The 16,170-nt window shown below is 47.5% G+C and carries 17 protein-coding genes; 12 read left to right on the top strand and 5 right to left on the bottom strand.

Translation table 11 applies throughout. From position 1 onward, the window contains the following. Window positions 1-11 precede the first annotated feature (11 nt). Window positions 12-218: a DUF6887 family protein gene (locus BRW63_RS05415; RefSeq protein WP_073069892.1), complete on the top strand. Its 207-nt coding sequence runs from the start codon at window positions 12-14 to the stop codon at window positions 216-218. Window positions 219-252: 34 nt separating this feature from the next. Continuing rightward, the gene (locus tag BRW63_RS05410; protein WP_073069891.1) at window positions 253-918 is read left to right on the top strand and encodes a class I SAM-dependent methyltransferase; all 666 of its coding nucleotides are present in this window, start codon (window positions 253-255) and stop codon (window positions 916-918) included. Here the strand turns inward: BRW63_RS05410 and BRW63_RS05405 are convergent. Further along, window positions 915-1,763, bottom strand: a complete 849-nt coding sequence (locus BRW63_RS05405) for a DNA adenine methylase (RefSeq protein WP_073069890.1) — start codon at window positions 1,761-1,763, stop codon at window positions 915-917. The two genes, BRW63_RS05410 and BRW63_RS05405, sit on opposite strands and share 4 nt — an antisense overlap. 36 nt (window positions 1,764-1,799) lie before the next feature. On the opposite strand from BRW63_RS05405, the gene BRW63_RS05400 reads away from it, so the two are divergent. From BRW63_RS05400 to BRW63_RS05380, 5 genes are all read left to right on the top strand, one after another. Continuing rightward, complete coding sequence (locus tag BRW63_RS05400; protein WP_073069889.1) at window positions 1,800-1,997, top strand: DUF751 family protein; 198 nt, start codon at window positions 1,800-1,802, stop codon at window positions 1,995-1,997. 102 nt (window positions 1,998-2,099) lie between these two features. Continuing rightward, window positions 2,100-2,498, top strand: a complete 399-nt coding sequence (gene rbfA, locus BRW63_RS05395) for a 30S ribosome-binding factor RbfA (protein ID WP_073069888.1) — start codon at window positions 2,100-2,102, stop codon at window positions 2,496-2,498. A gap of 318 nt (window positions 2,499-2,816) precedes the next feature. After that, window positions 2,817-4,406, top strand: a complete 1,590-nt coding sequence (locus tag BRW63_RS05390) for a glycoside hydrolase family 3 protein (RefSeq protein WP_073069887.1) — start codon at window positions 2,817-2,819, stop codon at window positions 4,404-4,406. Window positions 4,407-4,645: 239 nt separating this feature from the next. Continuing rightward, window positions 4,646-6,472: a serine/threonine protein kinase gene (locus BRW63_RS05385; protein ID WP_073069886.1), complete on the top strand. Its 1,827-nt coding sequence runs from the start codon at window positions 4,646-4,648 to the stop codon at window positions 6,470-6,472. A 64-nt stretch (window positions 6,473-6,536) separates the two neighbouring features. After that, complete coding sequence (locus BRW63_RS05380; RefSeq protein ID WP_073069885.1) at window positions 6,537-7,055, top strand: hypothetical protein; 519 nt, start codon at window positions 6,537-6,539, stop codon at window positions 7,053-7,055. A gap of 225 nt (window positions 7,056-7,280) precedes the next feature. Here the strand turns inward: BRW63_RS05380 and BRW63_RS05375 are convergent, their stop codons facing one another. The 3 genes from BRW63_RS05375 to BRW63_RS05365 all read right to left on the bottom strand — a co-directional run bounded on the left by BRW63_RS05375 (window position 7,281) and on the right by BRW63_RS05365 (window position 9,621). Beyond that, window positions 7,281-8,078, bottom strand: coding sequence for a RecB family exonuclease (locus BRW63_RS05375; RefSeq protein ID WP_073069884.1), 798 nt, complete (start codon window positions 8,076-8,078; stop codon window positions 7,281-7,283). Window positions 8,079-8,123: 45 nt separating this feature from the next. Then, window positions 8,124-8,336: a DUF2811 domain-containing protein gene (locus tag BRW63_RS05370; protein WP_073069883.1), complete on the bottom strand. Its 213-nt coding sequence runs from the start codon at window positions 8,334-8,336 to the stop codon at window positions 8,124-8,126. 745 nt (window positions 8,337-9,081) lie between these two features. Further along, complete coding sequence (locus BRW63_RS05365; RefSeq protein ID WP_073069882.1) at window positions 9,082-9,621, bottom strand: phycobiliprotein lyase; 540 nt, start codon at window positions 9,619-9,621, stop codon at window positions 9,082-9,084. A gap of 269 nt (window positions 9,622-9,890) precedes the next feature. Between BRW63_RS05365 and BRW63_RS05360 the strand changes: the two genes are divergently transcribed. From BRW63_RS05360 to BRW63_RS28100, 5 genes are all read left to right on the top strand, one after another. Further along, window positions 9,891-10,820: an ABC transporter ATP-binding protein gene (locus BRW63_RS05360; protein ID WP_073069881.1), complete on the top strand. Its 930-nt coding sequence runs from the start codon at window positions 9,891-9,893 to the stop codon at window positions 10,818-10,820. Then, window positions 10,814-11,587 carry an ABC transporter permease gene (locus BRW63_RS05355; protein ID WP_073069880.1) on the top strand — a complete coding sequence of 258 codons (774 nt, stop codon included), beginning with the start codon at window positions 10,814-10,816 and terminating at the stop codon, window positions 11,585-11,587. The genes BRW63_RS05360 and BRW63_RS05355 overlap by 7 nt, the downstream gene beginning before the upstream one ends. A gap of 433 nt (window positions 11,588-12,020) precedes the next feature. Then, the gene (locus tag BRW63_RS05350; RefSeq protein WP_083582724.1) at window positions 12,021-12,785 is read left to right on the top strand and encodes a class I SAM-dependent methyltransferase; all 765 of its coding nucleotides are present in this window, start codon (window positions 12,021-12,023) and stop codon (window positions 12,783-12,785) included. Window positions 12,786-12,892: 107 nt separating this feature from the next. Next, on the top strand, window positions 12,893-13,234 hold the full coding sequence (locus tag BRW63_RS05345; protein ID WP_223257295.1) for an efflux RND transporter permease subunit: 342 nt from the start codon (window positions 12,893-12,895) through the stop codon (window positions 13,232-13,234). 3 nt (window positions 13,235-13,237) lie between these two features. Further along, window positions 13,238-13,390 (top strand): DUF5615 family PIN-like protein, encoded by a 153-nt coding sequence (locus tag BRW63_RS28100; protein ID WP_181314333.1) that lies wholly within the window; start codon window positions 13,238-13,240, stop codon window positions 13,388-13,390. 11 nt (window positions 13,391-13,401) lie between these two features. On the opposite strand, the gene BRW63_RS05340 is transcribed toward BRW63_RS28100, so the two are convergent. Then, window positions 13,402-16,032 (bottom strand): DUF3352 domain-containing protein, encoded by a 2,631-nt coding sequence (locus tag BRW63_RS05340; RefSeq protein ID WP_073069879.1) that lies wholly within the window; start codon window positions 16,030-16,032, stop codon window positions 13,402-13,404. Window positions 16,033-16,170: the final 138 nt, after the last annotated feature.

Genomic DNA, 16,170 nt, shown 5'->3' with positions numbered 1-16,170 from the left:
AGTTGAAATTTATGACTCAGCCTAATTTTGAGGCAATGACTCGAAAAGAGTTGAAGGCTTATATGCTTGCTCATCGCAGTAATGATGCAGCATTCTACGCTTACATGGATAAAGTGAATGCTGAACCTCCTACAGAAATCTTCCCTGCGCCGAAATCGCTAGATGATTTTCAAAACTTTCCACCTATTATTAGAAAGATTCCGTCAAGATCCAGCTAGAAAGTTTCAAACTGAGGAGTGAAATCAGAACTCTGTGGAACCGATTAGAAATCGAACAAAGCAACTTGCTAAGGAATTTATCGAGAAAGGTGATCCCTTGGGCTGGTTTGAGCGGCTATATGAGACTGCCGCCGGAGACGAAAAAGCGGTGCCTTGGGCAGACATGACGGTGAATCCTAACCTGGCAGAATGGCTAGAACGAGAGCAGATCACGGGCACAGGTAAACGAGCGATCGTCATCGGCTGTGGTTTAGGAGACGACGCTGAAGCCCTGTCACAGTTGGGATTTGAGGTAACTGCATTTGATATTTCTCCGACCGCGATCGCCTGGTGTCAAAAGCGCTTTCCTGACTCAGCCGTGACTTATCAAGTCGCTGATTTGTTCAACGTTCCGGCTACTTGGCAAGGTGGATTTGATTTTGTGCTGGAGTCTTACACCCTGCAAGCGATGCCGAAAGAGGTGCGCGATCGGGCGATTCCCCACGTCGCGGCATTGGTCAAACGTGCTGGATCACTGCTGATTATTTGTCGTGGACGCAATGCTGATCAACCTGCTGAAACTGTTCCGTTTCCCTTGACTCGCGAGGAGCTAGGCGCGTTTCAAAATCAGGGTTTGCACGAGGTGACGTTTGAAGATTATTACGAGAAAGATACATCTGCACGACGGTTTCGAGTGCATCATCGTCGAGCAGAATTTTAGTAAGAAGTCACTAACACTTCCGTAATCTTTCCTCGTTTTTCAGTGTTGCAGTTAATGTTGCGATTCGCGTTAATGGTATGAATATTAAACCCGTTAAAAAGCTCTCGAATAAAGGGACAATCAGAGTTAGAAAGCATGACCTTTACGCCCCGATCGCTCAGTTCAACAAACACCTCTTTAAGGCGAATTTGATCGGCTTCGCTAAATGAGTAGCGGCTATAGTTCGTAAACTTGCTCGTCGAACTGATCGGATAGTAAGGCGGATCGAAATAAACAAAATCTTCAGAACCTTTGGCATGGTCTAAAACCGCGTCAAAAGAACTCCGTTCGATTTGAGCAGATTGCAGCGCCGAAGACGCAACTCGAAGTAAATCTGAATCGCAAATTGTTGGCTTTTGATAGCTGCCGATCGGCACGTTAAACTGTCCTTTAGAATTCTCTCGATAAAGACCGTTAAAGCAGGTTTTGTTGAGATAAATTAGCCGCGCGGCTCGTTCTAAATTATTGCCTTCGAGGAACCAGTCATCAGAGGTTGTGGGCTGCGATCGTACTGCATAAAAATGTTCTTGCCCGTGCAGCGCTTGATGGTTTTCTAGCAGCGTGATTAATTCTTCGACCTGTTCTCTGACACATCGGTAGACATTGACCAACTCAATGTTGATGTCAGCGAGAAAAGATTGCTGAGGCTGTAAGCGGAAAAAAATCGCCCCTCCCCCTACAAACGGCTCGTAATAGCGACGATAACTCTCTGGAAAATGAGGGAGATATTGTTGAATCAGTTGATTTTTTCCACCCACCCATTTAAGAAACGGGCGAGGAGATGTGGCACGAATTTGTGTGATCATTCAATTATCATAAAAGGGAATTCGCAAATTGAAGCTATGCAAGACCTTTGGAGTACTGTTTCTAAATATCCCCGTTTTTTGATCGGCGTAATTTTGGGCGTGATTTTGAATGTGTTTTCGCCGATCGTCCCGTTGTTTAAAAAACCTGTGACGGCGATCGCGATCGTGGGTTTCTTCGTCGCTGCCTTTGCCTGTCTCAGCTTTACGCTAAAGGCGATGTTGGGATTTAGCTAAACAAAAGGTGGATGAGCATTGTTCATCCACCTTTGGCTTGATGCCTCGTGAAGACACGGTGCTAGTATGAGAGTCTGGATCGCACAGAAAGGACAAGAGATAATGGCTACAGATCGGCGCATGGCTCGTGTTGCAGAGCAAATTAAACGCGAAGTTAGCCAGATGCTAGTCAATGGCATCAAAGACGATCGCATCGGCACTGGCATGGTGAGTGTGACGGATGTAGATGTTTCTGGCGACTTGCAACACGCCAAGATTTTTGTGAGCATTTATGGATCAGCCGAAGCCAAAACTGAAACGATGGCGGGGCTAAAGTCGGCAACTAGCTTTGTGCGCGGCGAGTTGGGTCGTCGAGTTCGGTTGCGCCGCACCCCTGAAATCATTTTTGTCGAAGACCAGGGTCTAGAACGAGGTGACAACGTTCTCAATCTGATTAGTCGGCTGAGTCGAGAACGCAAGCCTGACGATCTGGCTGGCGATTCGGTTTCGGCTGAAGAATAGTTTGTTGAACCAGATCGGGTTGTCACAACCGCTAAGGATCGTGAATTAATAGCCTGCAAAAGTTTTCCGATTTGTTCTCGCCGAAACTTTTGCCCCCTAAATCCCCCACGAGTGAGGGACTTTGAAGCTGGAGTTTTGGCTCAAAGTCCCCCAGAATGGGGGATTTAGGGGGCTGAAGCCGACTGAATCGCAGCGACAAAGACTTGTGTGCACCGTAACTTTTTAGGGACAGGGCGAGGGCGAGAAATTACACCTTAATAAATCCACGTTCCCAAGAAGACAGACGATAATGAATGACGATCGTCAATCCGTCTATCTATGCTGTCTTCTTTGCCCAATCTTGACTCACTGACCTTAATTGAGCAGGTCGCTCAAATGGTCGTCGTGCGAACGTCTGGCTATTTGTTTGACCATCAAATTCAATATCCGCTCTGGGAAGCAAATTCAACAACGCTACGTCATCTTCTCGAAGATTTAGGAGTCGGGGGCGTAATTTTGTTGGGTGGCAGTGCGGGAGAAATTACACTGCGGACTCAGCAACTTCAAGCCTGGGCAAAGATTCCGCTGCTGATTTCTGCCGATATTGAAGAAGGAGTCGGGCAACGATTTTCAGGGGCAACCTGGTTTCCGCCGCCGATGGCACTGAATGCGATCGCTCAATTCAATTTACCGCTTGCCTGTGATTACGCCGAGCAAATGGGAGCCGTGACTGCCCAAGAAGCGGTGGCGATCGGGCTAAATTGGGTGCTGGCTCCGATCGTGGATGTCAACAACAACCCAGCCAATCCGGTGATTAATGTCCGGGCGTTTGGGGAAACCACAGAAATTGTTAGCGAATTGGCAACTGCGTTTATTCGAGGCGCACAGTCTCACAAAGTTTTAACCACCGCGAAACATTTTCCGGGTCATGGCGATACGGCGGTAGATTCTCATTTGGAATTGCCCGTTTTGCAGCACGATCGCGCCCGACTCGAACAAGTCGAACTTCCCCCATTCCAGGCAGCGATTCAAGCGGGCGTTGATGCGGTGATGAGCGCTCATCTTCAGATTCCGGCATTAGACGATCGCTATCCGGCAACTCTTTCGCCCCAAGTTCTCACCGCAGAACTTCGGCAACGATTGGGATTTGAAGGCTTGATTGTCACGGATGCGCTAATTATGGGCGCGATCGCTAACCGCTATGGCAACGACGAGTCAGCAGTTTTGGCAGTCGAAGCGGGAGCCGACATTTTGTTAATGCCTCTTCACCCAGAGCGCGCAATTCATGCAGTTTGTGCAGCAGTCAAAGCAGGACGGATTTCCCCCGATCGCATTCGCGCATCAGTTGAGCGCATTTGGGATGCCAAACTCAAAGTCTTGCCTTCAGAAACACAATCTTTGTCGCTTCTTGCACAGCCCGAAGCGATCGCGACCAACACCAAAATCTTGCAAGACTCGATGCGGGTTTATCATCCAACTCTGTCACGACTAGATCATTTACCTGAGAAAAATGGACGAAATTTAATTTTGATTGATGATGGCATCGACTGTGACTTTTTAGGACGAACTGCACCTGCGATCGCAGTTCCCCGTCAGTTTGGGTTTACTCAAGTTCAAGTGATTGATCGATACACGCCGACAATTTTGCTTGACTCAAATTCGACCCATTTGTGTCCAACGCTGCTGCAATTGTTTATTCGAGGAAACCCGTTTAGAGGCAGCGCTGGGTTGACAGAAACTGCTCAAAACTGGTTTGATCATTTGCTTAAATCTCAGCAATTACAAGCCTTAATTATCTATGGCAGTCCCTATGTGTTAGAGCAATTTTTGCCATTTTTGCCGTCAACGGTGCCCTATGTTTTTAGCTATGGGCAAATGCAACTCGCCCAAGCGATCTCGCTAACTGCGTTGTTTTCTCAAGATAAATAGGGACACGAGTGATCGGGTTCTTACAACATTAGGCACTTCAATCAGTCACAACTTGAGCGCTTAATACTCCAAAAACAGCGTCTTAAAAGCTGCCGTAATGCTCGAAAAATCTTGATTTTCTGCAAAAAGTTGATTCTAAGCTAATTACTAATGTTAGATTAGTACAAAAGTTCTTATTTGAAATCGTTACCTCATCAAAAAATCAGCCATTGGAGTACTTTCACTATTACTAAACTGCTATGCCATCTCCAATTCCATTAGACACTCTGCTGCACAATCGCTATCGAATCATTGAGGCGCTTAGACAAGGAGACTATGGATGGGCTTATGTTGCAGAAGACTTAAAACGATCGCACGAACGCTGTGTTCTAGAAGAATTTATTCCCCTTAAAACCGATGATCTAGACGCATTAAGAGAACGCTTTCAGCAAGAAGTCAGCCTGCTGGCAGAATTACACCATCCTCAAATTCCGCGATTTCGGGTGATGATTGTCCACCCTGCTTTTGCGGACGAACCCGATCGCCGCTTATTTGGGGTTAGAGACTATGTGGATGGCTACACTTATCGAGCGTTACTCAATCAACGGTTGGCGCAAGGTTATGTGTTCTCAGAGACAGAAGTGCTGAATCTGCTGTTGAAGGTGTTGCCTGTATTGAGCGACCTTCACGCTCATGAGATCATTCATCAAAACCTTAATCTCGATAGCATCGTGCTGCGATCGTCTGATCAGTTACCTGTCTTGATTCAGTTTGGGCTAGTGCGAGACGTGGCGCTAACGTTGCAGTTGACTTCTCACAGCAAAGTGGGTAACTGGGGCTATGCGCCTTTAGAGCAGCGATTGAGCGATCGGGTAGCACGAGATAGTGACTTTTATGCCCTGGCAGCGATCGCGGTGGTGTTGCTCACAGGGCGAGAGCCGGAAGAACTTTATGACGACAAAACTCAGCGCTGGTCTTGGCAAGAATGGGCGATCGTTAGTCCGCAATTTGCTCAAGTTTTAGAGCGGATGTTGTCACCAAATCCTGCTAGGCGATATTCAACCCCAGGAAAAGTTGCTCAGGCATTGAGAAGACTTGCGGTCAAAGATCAAGAGAAGCATTCAAATTCTAAAATTCAAACCTCAAAATCCAAAAAATCAAAAGTCACTCAAACCTCTGCTTCGGAACTTCCTGAACCTCGGATTTTGCAAGATCTATCGTTTTTGATTTTGGTGTCTGTGTTCTTTGGGTTAACCGGAATCGCAAGTTGGAGGATTCTATCTTTATTGAAACCTGAACCATCAGGAACCACTGCTGCACAGAATTTCTCACCTTCTGAAAATAACGAAGATGAGCAGAAAACTCAGGAATCCTTGCGCGACGATCGCAAAAGATTAGGCATCTCGTTTAACGTGTTCACTGATTTAGTGGATGAGTTGTTTTACGCCCAGCACCCTCAGTTGCAAAACCGCAGCTTAGACACAGACCCTAAAGCTAATCAGTTTCGGGCGGAATGGAACGCCTTAGCTAAGACAGTCTTAAAAAAGCTGGAAACCCTGAGTCAAGAAGCTCGAAGCAACCTGGGTCGCTACAATCGCGCCAGTTATAACGGCTGGTTAACCGAAGTCAACCAATTAAAAGTGAGTGGTCGATCGCTCTCAACCCTAACCGATGCCCGATTTAGCTACTTATTCCCACAGCAGCGTCAGCCGCTAAACCCGCGCAAGTTTGGACAGGTTTGGTATGCGATCGCTCATGATCAAGTGAGTGCCTTTCGCGACAAATCTGCCTTGAAGCGAATCAGCACCCAACCCTTTAACGACCAAGACACCTTAAAGCCGGGACAGGGAAAGGTTTACGTCGTGCGGGTCAATCAGGGTCAGACTCTGCAAGTTGCGCTCAAAGCGCCCGATCGTGCGACTCAATTATCCATATTCCCGTTTCCAGAGGCACCGCCGTTACTGCAAAATTCTTCTGGTCAGTCGTGGTCAACGAAAATTAACAAAACGGGCAGCTACGAACTGGTAATCGCTTCTCAAGCGACTGAATCTATCGGCTACCAAATTTATGTCAAGTTAGGGAGTTGATTTGTTTGCACTTTTGATAGAGATTGTCACTATATAAAGGGGTGAGTTTTAAGAGGAGGCGACAATGAATTTTGATCAAAACAAGCGGCTGGGCATGGTGGGCGCGATCGCCATCAGCACGTTGACGGCTTTATATGCAAACCAAAGTCCCGTGTCGTTTGCTTTTCAGCCAGAAATCACCCAGCAAGTCTCGACCCCAAAGAATCTCAAAGAAAAAAGCGAACCGTTAAAAGTAGGTTCGCTTAAAGAGTTGAAGGAAGACCGAACTTGTCGTGGTACTGGGGGCATTATGACCTACGCCGAAACCAAAAGTTTTTTGGTTTACATTTGTTCAGACCCAAATCATCACACTCAGCCCCGTTATTATCGAAGTCGCGATCGTCACCATCACAACCGCGTTCTAAACCTGGAAGCCACGAATTATAACCCTCGTCAAATGCGCTATTTTGAGTTCAAAAATAAGGGCTATACCTACGTGCTGCAAATGCCCATGTCTCAGATTCCTAACCCAGTGCTAGGAATTGAGTTCCCTAACGGCAAGCGCGTCGAGGAGCGCGTCTTACGCTATTTGGCAAAGAGTTAGAAAGACGTGAATTCGATGAAGCTTTTCGCTACGGTTGCCGATCCGGGGTGCCCCCTAAATCCCCCAAAATTGGGGGACTTTGAACCTCAATTCTGGGCTTGAAGTCCCCCAGAATGGGGATTTAGGGGGCTGAAGCGCTGAAGAACGAAGCGAACTGACGTTAAAAAGCGTTATAAATCGATCTCATCGGTTGCATTCAGAGACCCTCCTGGGCAAATTGACGAACTAGTTCAAGCTCAAGGCAAGCTGCAATTCGGGGGAGGCACCTAGAGACGCGGGTAGGGGCGTTGGCTCAGGGGTGACAGCCGGGCAATATCGAGCATAGGCGCAGCGATCGCACTGTTTGCCGGGGGTTGGCTCCCAGGTGTGATCTTCGCGTAGACGCACTGCTAACTCGGAAATCACCTTCTGCACCTGCTTTTTGTGCTTGCGGGTGGCGCGGAAGCGAACCATTTCTCCCGTTCGCAAAAACAGCAGACTCAGGTACTTCAGGCTTTTTTGATAGGTCTGCTCTAGCGCTAGGTAATATAGCCCGATTTGCAGATCCATTTCATGGGGTTCGGGCACTTTAAACTCTCGGCTCGACTTATAGTCAATTAGCTCTAAGCCGTCACTTAAGTAGTCGATTCTGTCATAGCGTCCCGTGATGCAAAATTCTAGATTTTCGACTTGCAAATAAGCGTGAATCTTTCCTTCGACTGCCAACGGTTGCCGTAGCGACGATTCTCCGGCGACAAACTTTTGATAATAGCCCTCTAGAATGTCTTTGCCTTCTAGAATCTGATTGGTGGTTAACCCAGCGGAGTTATCATCCCAGCATCGATAGACCCAGCGCAGGTCTGGAATCGGGTCGTTGTAGTGCCAATCTCGATGAAATTTTGCAAGAGCTTGATGCAGTGCAGACCCTAGCGCCGCAGAGCCAAAAAATTCGTTAGAACTTAGCCGTCTCTCATAGCGCAAATAATAAGCATAAGGGCATCGATTATAAGCCTGGAGTTTGGTTGCAGAAATTTGGTAGGTCATAGCCCAGCGATCGCAGTGACAGGGTGGTAGGGATTCGGTCGGAAACTAAACTGGCTCGACGGTGCGCTTAAAAAGAGAGTCAAGATAGATGCGGGCAGTTTGACGATCGTTAGTCGTCCGGTTTTGCAGCAAAAACAACGAGAGCGCTGCCGAAAACACACGGTCTTGATCCCAATCGGGTCGCGCCTCAATGAATGTCATAAACGATTGGTGTAGAGATTCAGGAATTTCGACCAAAATGCTGATGTTGCTATCCATGACAAACCTCTTTGTGAATGAGTGACGGGAATGAATGGGAAAACCTGCTCTTCAAGAACAAATCTGCGTAGCAGAAACTTGCGCCTCTCAAGCCTCTCTCCTACCGTTCTATCTTTTGTAGGGGGTGAGTTTGATGAAGGTCTGAGTGCTTCAGGTCAGTCGCTATATCTTGCGCGATCGTCCTCAAAATTACAACGTTAAGGAAGTTAAAGAACCAGTTAAGAGTAAAAAACTATCAACGATGGAATCAGGCTTTCAGGCTCTTTTTTGTTACATAGCTTCATAAATAACTCGATTTTTCGCAGAAGTTGACAGGAGCGATCGAGTTATCCACAGGTGAACCGATCAAGCCGATCAGAAGCCGATCTCCTGTGGATAACTTTTACAAGGGTGTGGAAAAGCTGGGGAAAAGGCTTTAAACATCTGTGGAATGAATGTGGAATAGCTGGGGAAAAGAGTGAATATTGTAAAGTTTTGTAACATTTTTAGGTTTTCTGTAGAGCAACCTAAGTTTCTTAAAATTGTTAGGGAATCCTGATAGGCTTTACTCTCTAACGGGTCTTTTGCGTAATTTTGTTCTTACTCAACAGCGTGAGAAAAGTCTATGAAACTTCTCCTGATCTAAAGCCTGTGATTCATAGTACAAGCGATCGGGCTAGTGGGGTATCGACTAAATTTAGACATCAAAACGCCCAGACATTTTTGTCTGGGCGATCGGTTAAAAAGTGTCAGGCTAGTTATTAGATTAACAAATGCGCTTTTCTAAATATTGACCAATCATCTGCTGTTCACCTGCACGAGAAATAATAGTTTGACGAGTGCGATATTTGGTGCCAACCAGCTTTAACTCTTCTTCAAACACCGAGTCTCTATATTCCGTTTTGAGACACAGCGTTTCAGGGTTGGTGAAATAAAACTCAGCCGTCACGGGTTTTGGGGTGGCAAACCCGCGATCGCGATATAAAGTCGTTCCTAACACGCCAAACAGCGTCGAGCCTTTTGACTCTTTCTTACCCGAAACCGAGTTTTCACTATCCCAAGTTACAGCGGCTCCGCAGGTCAGGACGGCTTCGTCAGATAACTTGTGAAGTCGAGCAAGCTCTCGAAGTTCCAGACATCCCGGCTCTAAAAAGCGAATCTTGACCAGGCTAACCATCTCTTTGGGTTCGCCGTCGGGCAAGGTGTAATAGCGCCGTTCAGAACGCCATTCACCCGCTGACTGTCGAAAGAACGCGGCAATTAAAGATTCGCTCGTCGTAGATTGAAGTTGCAAAGATGTTTTCACGAGAGTGCTCCTCAAGAGAGTGGATGTCGATTAGCAATCAGCCATCCGTTAAATTTAAGCAGTGCTTTGATCAGCACTTTTGTGGACTACTACACCTGTCCTGTTACAATTTTTAATATACTACACAAACTCAAGTGAGTGTTTCCCCTTAGATGGTGATTTTGTCTCTGTCATTATGAGGAATAGTTCAGCAATGAGAGAACTTTTTCGCTTGTTGTGACGATCGCTTCCCTCACGGTTCACCTGACTCACTTATCCCCCTCAGATTCATGCAAGTACTTGAGGTTCAACACCTCCAAAAAACTTATCGATCGTCCCGCAAGCATCTAACCACAGCAGTGCGAGATGTCTCATTTGCAATCGCCCAGCAAGAAGTGCTGGCATTTTTAGGGCCTAACGGAGCCGGAAAAACAACCACAATCAAGATGATTGCGGGGTTAATCTTGCCCGATCGGGGTGAGGTGAAAATTAATGGACTCAATCCTCACCGAGAGGCTCAGGCGCTGCGATCGCTGGGAGCCGTCTTAGAAGGCAACCGTAATCTCTATTGGCGATTGACTCCGATCGAGAATTTAGAATACTTCGGTGTATTGCGAGGCTTGAGCCAGAAAGTGGCACGGCAACGCGGACGAGATCTCTTAGAGCGATTTGAGCTATCTCACAAACGTAGAGCGCCTGTCCAGACTTTATCGCGAGGAATGCAGCAAAAACTTGCGATCGCCGTTGCCCTGATTCACGAGCCTCAGTTATTGCTCTTAGATGAGCCGACTTTGGGGTTAGATGTCGAAGCCACTCAAACAGTAAAACGTCTGATTCGAGAAATTGCCAGCGAAGGACGAGCCATTCTACTAACGACTCATCAATTAGATATTGCAGAAGAACTCTCCGATCGCGTTGCCATTATTAACCAAGGCGCGATCGTTGCTGAAGAATCCACTGAGGAGCTAATTCGACGATTTTCTGGCAGCGCTTATGTCGTGGAATTAGAGCAAGAAATCGATCGCGATCGCGTCAGCAAAATTCAGAATTTGGGCGCGATCGTCAACGAAAAAACGATCCTAATCCGAGAGACAGAAATCTTGTACGAAGTTTTGCACATTCTCCAACCGCTGCCCCTAATCCGCGTCGAAAAAGAGCAAGCCAACCTGACCGAAGTCTTTTTACAGCTCATTCAAAATCAATCAGAGTCACCGTGTTGAAATTATTTTTAGCAGAAGTCAAGCGCAGTTGGATTCAGTTTATTCGCTACCCAGCCGAAGCGATCGGGGGCATTTTTATCATCAGTGCGCTGTTTTATGGCTTGTTCCTCGGTGCCACCTATGTCGCAGGGCCAAGCATTAAATTGGGCGATCGCCTCGACTCGATTATCGTCGGCTATATGCTGTGGACGCTCGTCACATTCGTGCTATTTGACATTGCCGGAACGCTGCAAAACGAGGCGCAAACCGGAACGTTGGAGCAGCTATTTATTTCGCCCTTTGGGGCACCTCGCGTCTTTTTGACCCGCGCGATCGCAAACTTGATGATTCAGTTTATTTTGATCACCACAATTTTGCTGATCATTATGTCGCTCACGGGGCGTTGGTTATCGTTTCCTCCAACGTTGATTTTGCCATTAATCGCTGTGATATTGGGCGCATACGGATTGTCATTCGCGATCGGGTCTCTAGCGCTATTGCTAAAACGCATCCAGCAGCTATTAGGGATCTTTCAGTTTGCGTTGCTATTTTTGCTAACCGTGCCGACTGAAACTTGGACAGGTTCGTCAAAAGTGTTGGGATTGCTGCTGCCGATGACTACCGGAGCGGGACTTTTGCGAGATGTGATGGCACGGCAACAGCCCCTCAATCTGCCTCAGTTGGGTTTGGCTTGGCTCAATGGAGGCATTTATTTTGGGCTGGGGCTAACCCTCTTTCGATTTGCTGAACGTGAGACTAAACGCAGAGGCAGACTAGGAGGATATTAGTTACCCTTCAATAACCGTAGGGCAGGCATCTTGCCTGCTTGCAGTCGAGACGACTGCGCTACGAAACGGTTACTGGATTTACACAGCAGACCCCTTGTGCGCGATCGCAGACTTCTCGCTGGTCACATGCTCAAGGTTGCGACTTGGTTAGAGTCACGGTTTCTTTAAGGTTCTGTGAAGCCTTCTTCTCTTCAAACTTGCTTTACAATCCGCCTGCCTTCTTGATTGTTGCCTCATAATAGGCTGAATGCATATATTGATTGGATAAAGCTCTCAGAGGTTTCACTGATAAATCTGACGAAAGTAGATTACGATTCCCTAATTCAGTTCTAACCCTAGAACATGACATGAAGACGACGATGAGCCTATCTCAACCAGACTCAGTAGACAGTATTGCCCGGTTTTGGTTCACCGAAAAGTTGAGGCACTTGAAATGGTTAGCGATTCTATTGGATTTCGGCAGCAAATCCGTTCATTGGGTCTTCGTCAACGACTGCTTAAAGTTCTGTCGTTTTTAGGACTAAAGACTTATCGATCGAGCAAGTCTTTAGGGCTGAGTGATCGGCTTCATGCCTACGCGCAATCTGTCTCGTTGCGAGAGCCAGACATCTTAGCTCAACTGCGGCAAGAAACGGCTCAACTTCCAGCAGGCATGATGCAAGTCGCTCCAGAAGAAGGGCAATTGTTGGCCCTGCTGATCCAACTGATGGGCGCTAAGAAAACTCTGGAAATTGGCGTTTTCACAGGCTACAGCACCCTAGCTGTTGCGCTTGCACTTCCGGCTGATGGCAAAACTGTTGCCTGCGACATCAGCGAAGAATTTACGGCGATCGCACGCCGCTATTGGCAAAAAGCAGGGGTTGATCGAAAAATCGATCTTCACATTGCCCCGGCTCTCGATGTTCTCGATCGGCTCTTAGCCGAAGGACATGCCAACACCTTTGATTTTGCCTTTATTGATGCCGACAAAGAGAATTATGATGCCTATTATGAGCGATCGTTGCAACTGGTTCGTCCTGGTGGCTTAATTGCCATTGATAACGTGCTTTGGTCTGGAAATGTGGCAAAACCTAAGAAACAGGATGCCTCTACAGTCGCAATTCGTGCTTTAAACAAAAAAGTGCATCGCGATCCACGAGTTACGATCAGTTTGTTACCTGTCTCTGATGGGCTAACTCTCGCTCTGAAACGGCTTTAGACGATCGATAATCTTGCGAAAGTAATGGGCATGGCAGTGCCATGCCCTGACAAAAATTCTGGCTTTATTAAGCCTCCCAAGTCGCCAAAGTCGTTTAGGGTGAAGGTTTGAGTACCATTAATCGAGAGAACGTCTCTCGTTTGATTGTGGTTTCGGCAAATGTATCCGGGCGAGACTTAGGATCAGTGATTAAAGAGGTGCGCGATCGCGTCAAATCAGTTAAATTATCCAGCGGTTACTATGTCGAATTGGGTGGGCAGTTCCAAGCTCAGGAAAAAGCGACTCAAACGTTAATTATTGCTGGACTCGCGGCTTTTGCAGTCATCTCAGTCTTGCTGTATTTCGCTGTAATGCAAGAATATGAACTGACCAAAAGACAGGTAGAAGCCGCTCTTGCCTATGCTACCGACTTAGTGAAACAAACAGAAGTCGTGCCTCTGGGAGCTTAAGCGTTGAATATTTTGGTCGATGAAAATATGCCTCGCTCCCTAGCTCCGCAGATTGCAACTCTCGGCTTTTCAGCACAAGATGTGCGCGATATTGGACTGCGAGGCAGACCAGATAATGAGGTAATGGAAGCAGCTAAAACAAGCGCCAGAGTCTAGCTCAGTTTTAACTAGCTCAACTTCTCGATCGCTTTCTCAACGCGCTGCTGACTCACAATATCTCCTTGCTGTTTAAAGATCTCAACCGCCTTCTGTAAGTCTTCTAACGCCGCCTTTTTGTTGCCCAGTGCTGCATAAGCAAGTCCGCGATCTTCATAGATTGCTGAATATTCGGGGTCAATTTCTAGAGCAAGGTCGCAGTCTTCTAGCGCTTTTTTGTCGTTTAAATTAGCCCGAACATAACAGCGACTCGTGAAACTAGTGAGCGATTCAGGGTCTAGCGCGATCGCCTGATCGCAATCGACTAATGCTCCTTTAAAGTCGCCCAACCCACGGGCACGAGCATAACACCGAGTGCCATAAGCCTGACTGCTGTTAGTCTCAAGCCGAATGGCTTGATTTGCGTCAGCGATCGCGCCCTGATAGTCTCCCTGCACGATGCGAACCTTTGAGCGTTTCAGGTAAAACTCGTCATCATCTGGCACTAATTGAATGGCTTGGTCAAGGTCTTGACGGGCTCCGACATAATCAAAGAGTCGCTCTCTGGCACTCGATCGCTCCAAATAAGCCTTGACACTTTTAGAATCAATTCGCAGTGCTTGGGTGTAGTCGGCAATGGCAGCGCTGACATCGGTAAGAGAACGAGCTAATCCGCGCTTATAGTAAACCTCTGCGTTGTTGGGGTCTAGTTGGATGGCGCGAGTGAAGTTAGCGATCGCTCCCTCTGGATCTCCTTCTAGTTTGGTTTGCCCTAGCTCAATGAGTTGACTCGCCGTTAAAGGAGTCTTGCGAGTAGTCGCCAACGCCATAAACCCTTCAGATTGCACTTTCTCAGAAGTCACCGAACTGGCACCGCTAAGGCTGCGAATGCTGCCCAAAGATTCCTTAACTGCATCAAGCCCAGGATTTTTTTTGCCTCCACTCAAGAAGGGCATAATCGAGCGATTGACCAGCGACATCACTGCTCCACCATTGACGTAGAAATAACCCAAGTTCGCGTTTGAGAACGGAGCGATCGCTGCTTTAAAGTTGGCAGATTGAGGCAGCGATCGCAGTGGCTTAGGGACAAATTCTGTCATCGTTCCCCCACCACCGAGAATCAAGACGGTATCTTTATTAACCCAACTATGGGAAAGAAGACTCACCGTTTTGCCGTTAGCAGGCACGTTCCAAGTGGTCACGGGTTGCCCTTGAATGGTGCGAGTGTTGACCAGATCTTTGTCGATGCGAGTTTGAGCCACGCGATCGAGCTTGCTGAGAGCGGCTTCGGCGGCGGCACGATCGCGAGTTTGAATCATCAAGCCAAACCCCAAATCTAGATTGGGAAACGTGGCTGGCAGAAAGCCTTGACGAGTCGGATACATAAACGTTGCAATCTCGCCGTTCATCCAGGGGAAGATGTCGCGATCGTCGAGTCCAACTAAGCGCTGACTAAATTGACGAAACTGATCTAATCCTTTCTTAGTCGAAGGATCGGACTCTAACCCTGTGGTGAAAACTTGCCAAAACAGCGCTAAATTCTGACCATTAGAAGCGACATAGTTCACCTCTGGCAGTCGGTCTAAAATTTGATTGCGCGTTGTCATGGAGTTGAGCAATGACTGTGGAACCGCTTGCTTGAAGTGGATGCCAACTTGCATATGCAGCCCGTCAGGCTGCGCCCACACAAAGCCATCCATCACATCGTAATAGCGCCCCAAAACATCAAGCTTTTCGGGGTCAAGTTTGGGAGGAATGGGAAACCCAGGCGGCAGAGCATTGATTTGAGCTTGATTAAATGTGGTGGCGGCGGTCAGAATTTGAGCATAATCACCGTAACCTGTGATCAGCGGTTGTGCAGATTCACCAGAAAACGATCGCTGAAATTGTGGTTGCCGGATCGTGCGCTGAAACAATGGATTATCGGCCAGTTTGCCCAACCCCTGAGCATCAATCAGTTGTTGAATTGGCTCGACGGTAAACGCTGTCACGACATAGCCTGGAAGAATCGCGATCGCCAAACCTTTGGGCGCAAATGGCGATTCGATGCCTGCATTCTTCTCTGGAGTGGGCAAATGAGGCAGCGGCACTGTCAGAGCATCGGGCTTTGCGGCAGTCGAGAAAGACCGACTGATATCACCCAGCACGAACGGTTGACGAAGTGCTTCAGAACAAGGCTTCTGTTCAGACTCTTTTTCGCAGGGAGTAACGGTTGGCTTTTTGGGCTGCCATTCTAGAATCGTAATGCCTTTATAGTTATGCTCGATCGCGGCTTCTTTTCGGGCTGCTTTCAGTCGCTCTAAAAACTTTGGAATCAGCGTAGTGTCTTTGACTGAGGCAATGGTGAGCGAACGATCGGGATGCGATTTGAGGGGGAGAAACGCGATCGCGACCTGATTTCCCAGCCAGGGCTGAATATCTGTGGAAAAGTTAAGCCCCGCCTGAATTGGATAGAAGCTGCCAGGAAAGGAAAAATCGGCGGGAAATAATCCGAAGCGACTGAGCTCTTCCCACGTTTTTGCTTCAGTATTGATCAACAACACGCCAGCCGTATCACTAGGCAGCAGATTGGCAACGGAATTTGGAACCGTTTCAGCCAAAGCAAAATTGGGAGCCAAAATCAAAGCAGATAGAGCAGGCAGTAGGGTTCGACGGAGCGACATAAACGTAAGTATGAATGGCAATAGTAAAGTTTTGTCCGTACAGGTGAGCCGCAAATGCAACAGTCTCAGAAAGAGAATGGACTCAATTTAGACAGATCTATCTCCGTATAGTACGCCAGAGTGAAGAAGATTCGTAAG

It is taken from the genome of Phormidesmis priestleyi ULC007 (assembly GCF_001895925.1).
Classification (GTDB): domain Bacteria; phylum Cyanobacteriota; class Cyanobacteriia; order Leptolyngbyales; family Leptolyngbyaceae; genus Phormidesmis_A; species Phormidesmis_A priestleyi_A.
This window is presented reverse-complemented; position numbering and strand designations above follow the sequence as displayed.

What these genes read in the sequence shown, in the direction of transcription:
- BRW63_RS05370 (WP_073069883.1), bottom strand. Translation starts at nt 8,336, where the DNA reads ATGGATAGCAACATCAGCATTTTGGTCGAAATTCCTGAATCTCTACAC.
- BRW63_RS05350 (WP_083582724.1), top strand. Translation starts at nt 12,021, where the DNA reads ATGGTTAGCGATTCTATTGGATTTCGGCAGCAAATCCGTTCATTGGGT.
- BRW63_RS05385 (WP_073069886.1), top strand. Translation starts at nt 4,646, where the DNA reads ATGCCATCTCCAATTCCATTAGACACTCTGCTGCACAATCGCTATCGA.
- BRW63_RS05390 (WP_073069887.1), top strand. Translation starts at nt 2,817, where the DNA reads ATGCTGTCTTCTTTGCCCAATCTTGACTCACTGACCTTAATTGAGCAG.
- BRW63_RS05360 (WP_073069881.1), top strand. Translation starts at nt 9,891, where the DNA reads ATGCAAGTACTTGAGGTTCAACACCTCCAAAAAACTTATCGATCGTCC.
- BRW63_RS05340 (WP_073069879.1), bottom strand. Translation starts at nt 16,032, where the DNA reads ATGTCGCTCCGTCGAACCCTACTGCCTGCTCTATCTGCTTTGATTTTG.
- BRW63_RS05415 (WP_073069892.1), top strand. Translation starts at nt 12, where the DNA reads ATGACTCAGCCTAATTTTGAGGCAATGACTCGAAAAGAGTTGAAGGCT.
- BRW63_RS05375 (WP_073069884.1), bottom strand. Translation starts at nt 8,078, where the DNA reads ATGACCTACCAAATTTCTGCAACCAAACTCCAGGCTTATAATCGATGC.
- BRW63_RS05400 (WP_073069889.1), top strand. Translation starts at nt 1,800, where the DNA reads ATGCAAGACCTTTGGAGTACTGTTTCTAAATATCCCCGTTTTTTGATC.
- BRW63_RS05380 (WP_073069885.1), top strand. Translation starts at nt 6,537, where the DNA reads ATGAATTTTGATCAAAACAAGCGGCTGGGCATGGTGGGCGCGATCGCC.
- BRW63_RS05405 (WP_073069890.1), bottom strand. Translation starts at nt 1,763, where the DNA reads ATGATCACACAAATTCGTGCCACATCTCCTCGCCCGTTTCTTAAATGG.
- rbfA (WP_073069888.1), top strand. Translation starts at nt 2,100, where the DNA reads ATGGCTACAGATCGGCGCATGGCTCGTGTTGCAGAGCAAATTAAACGC.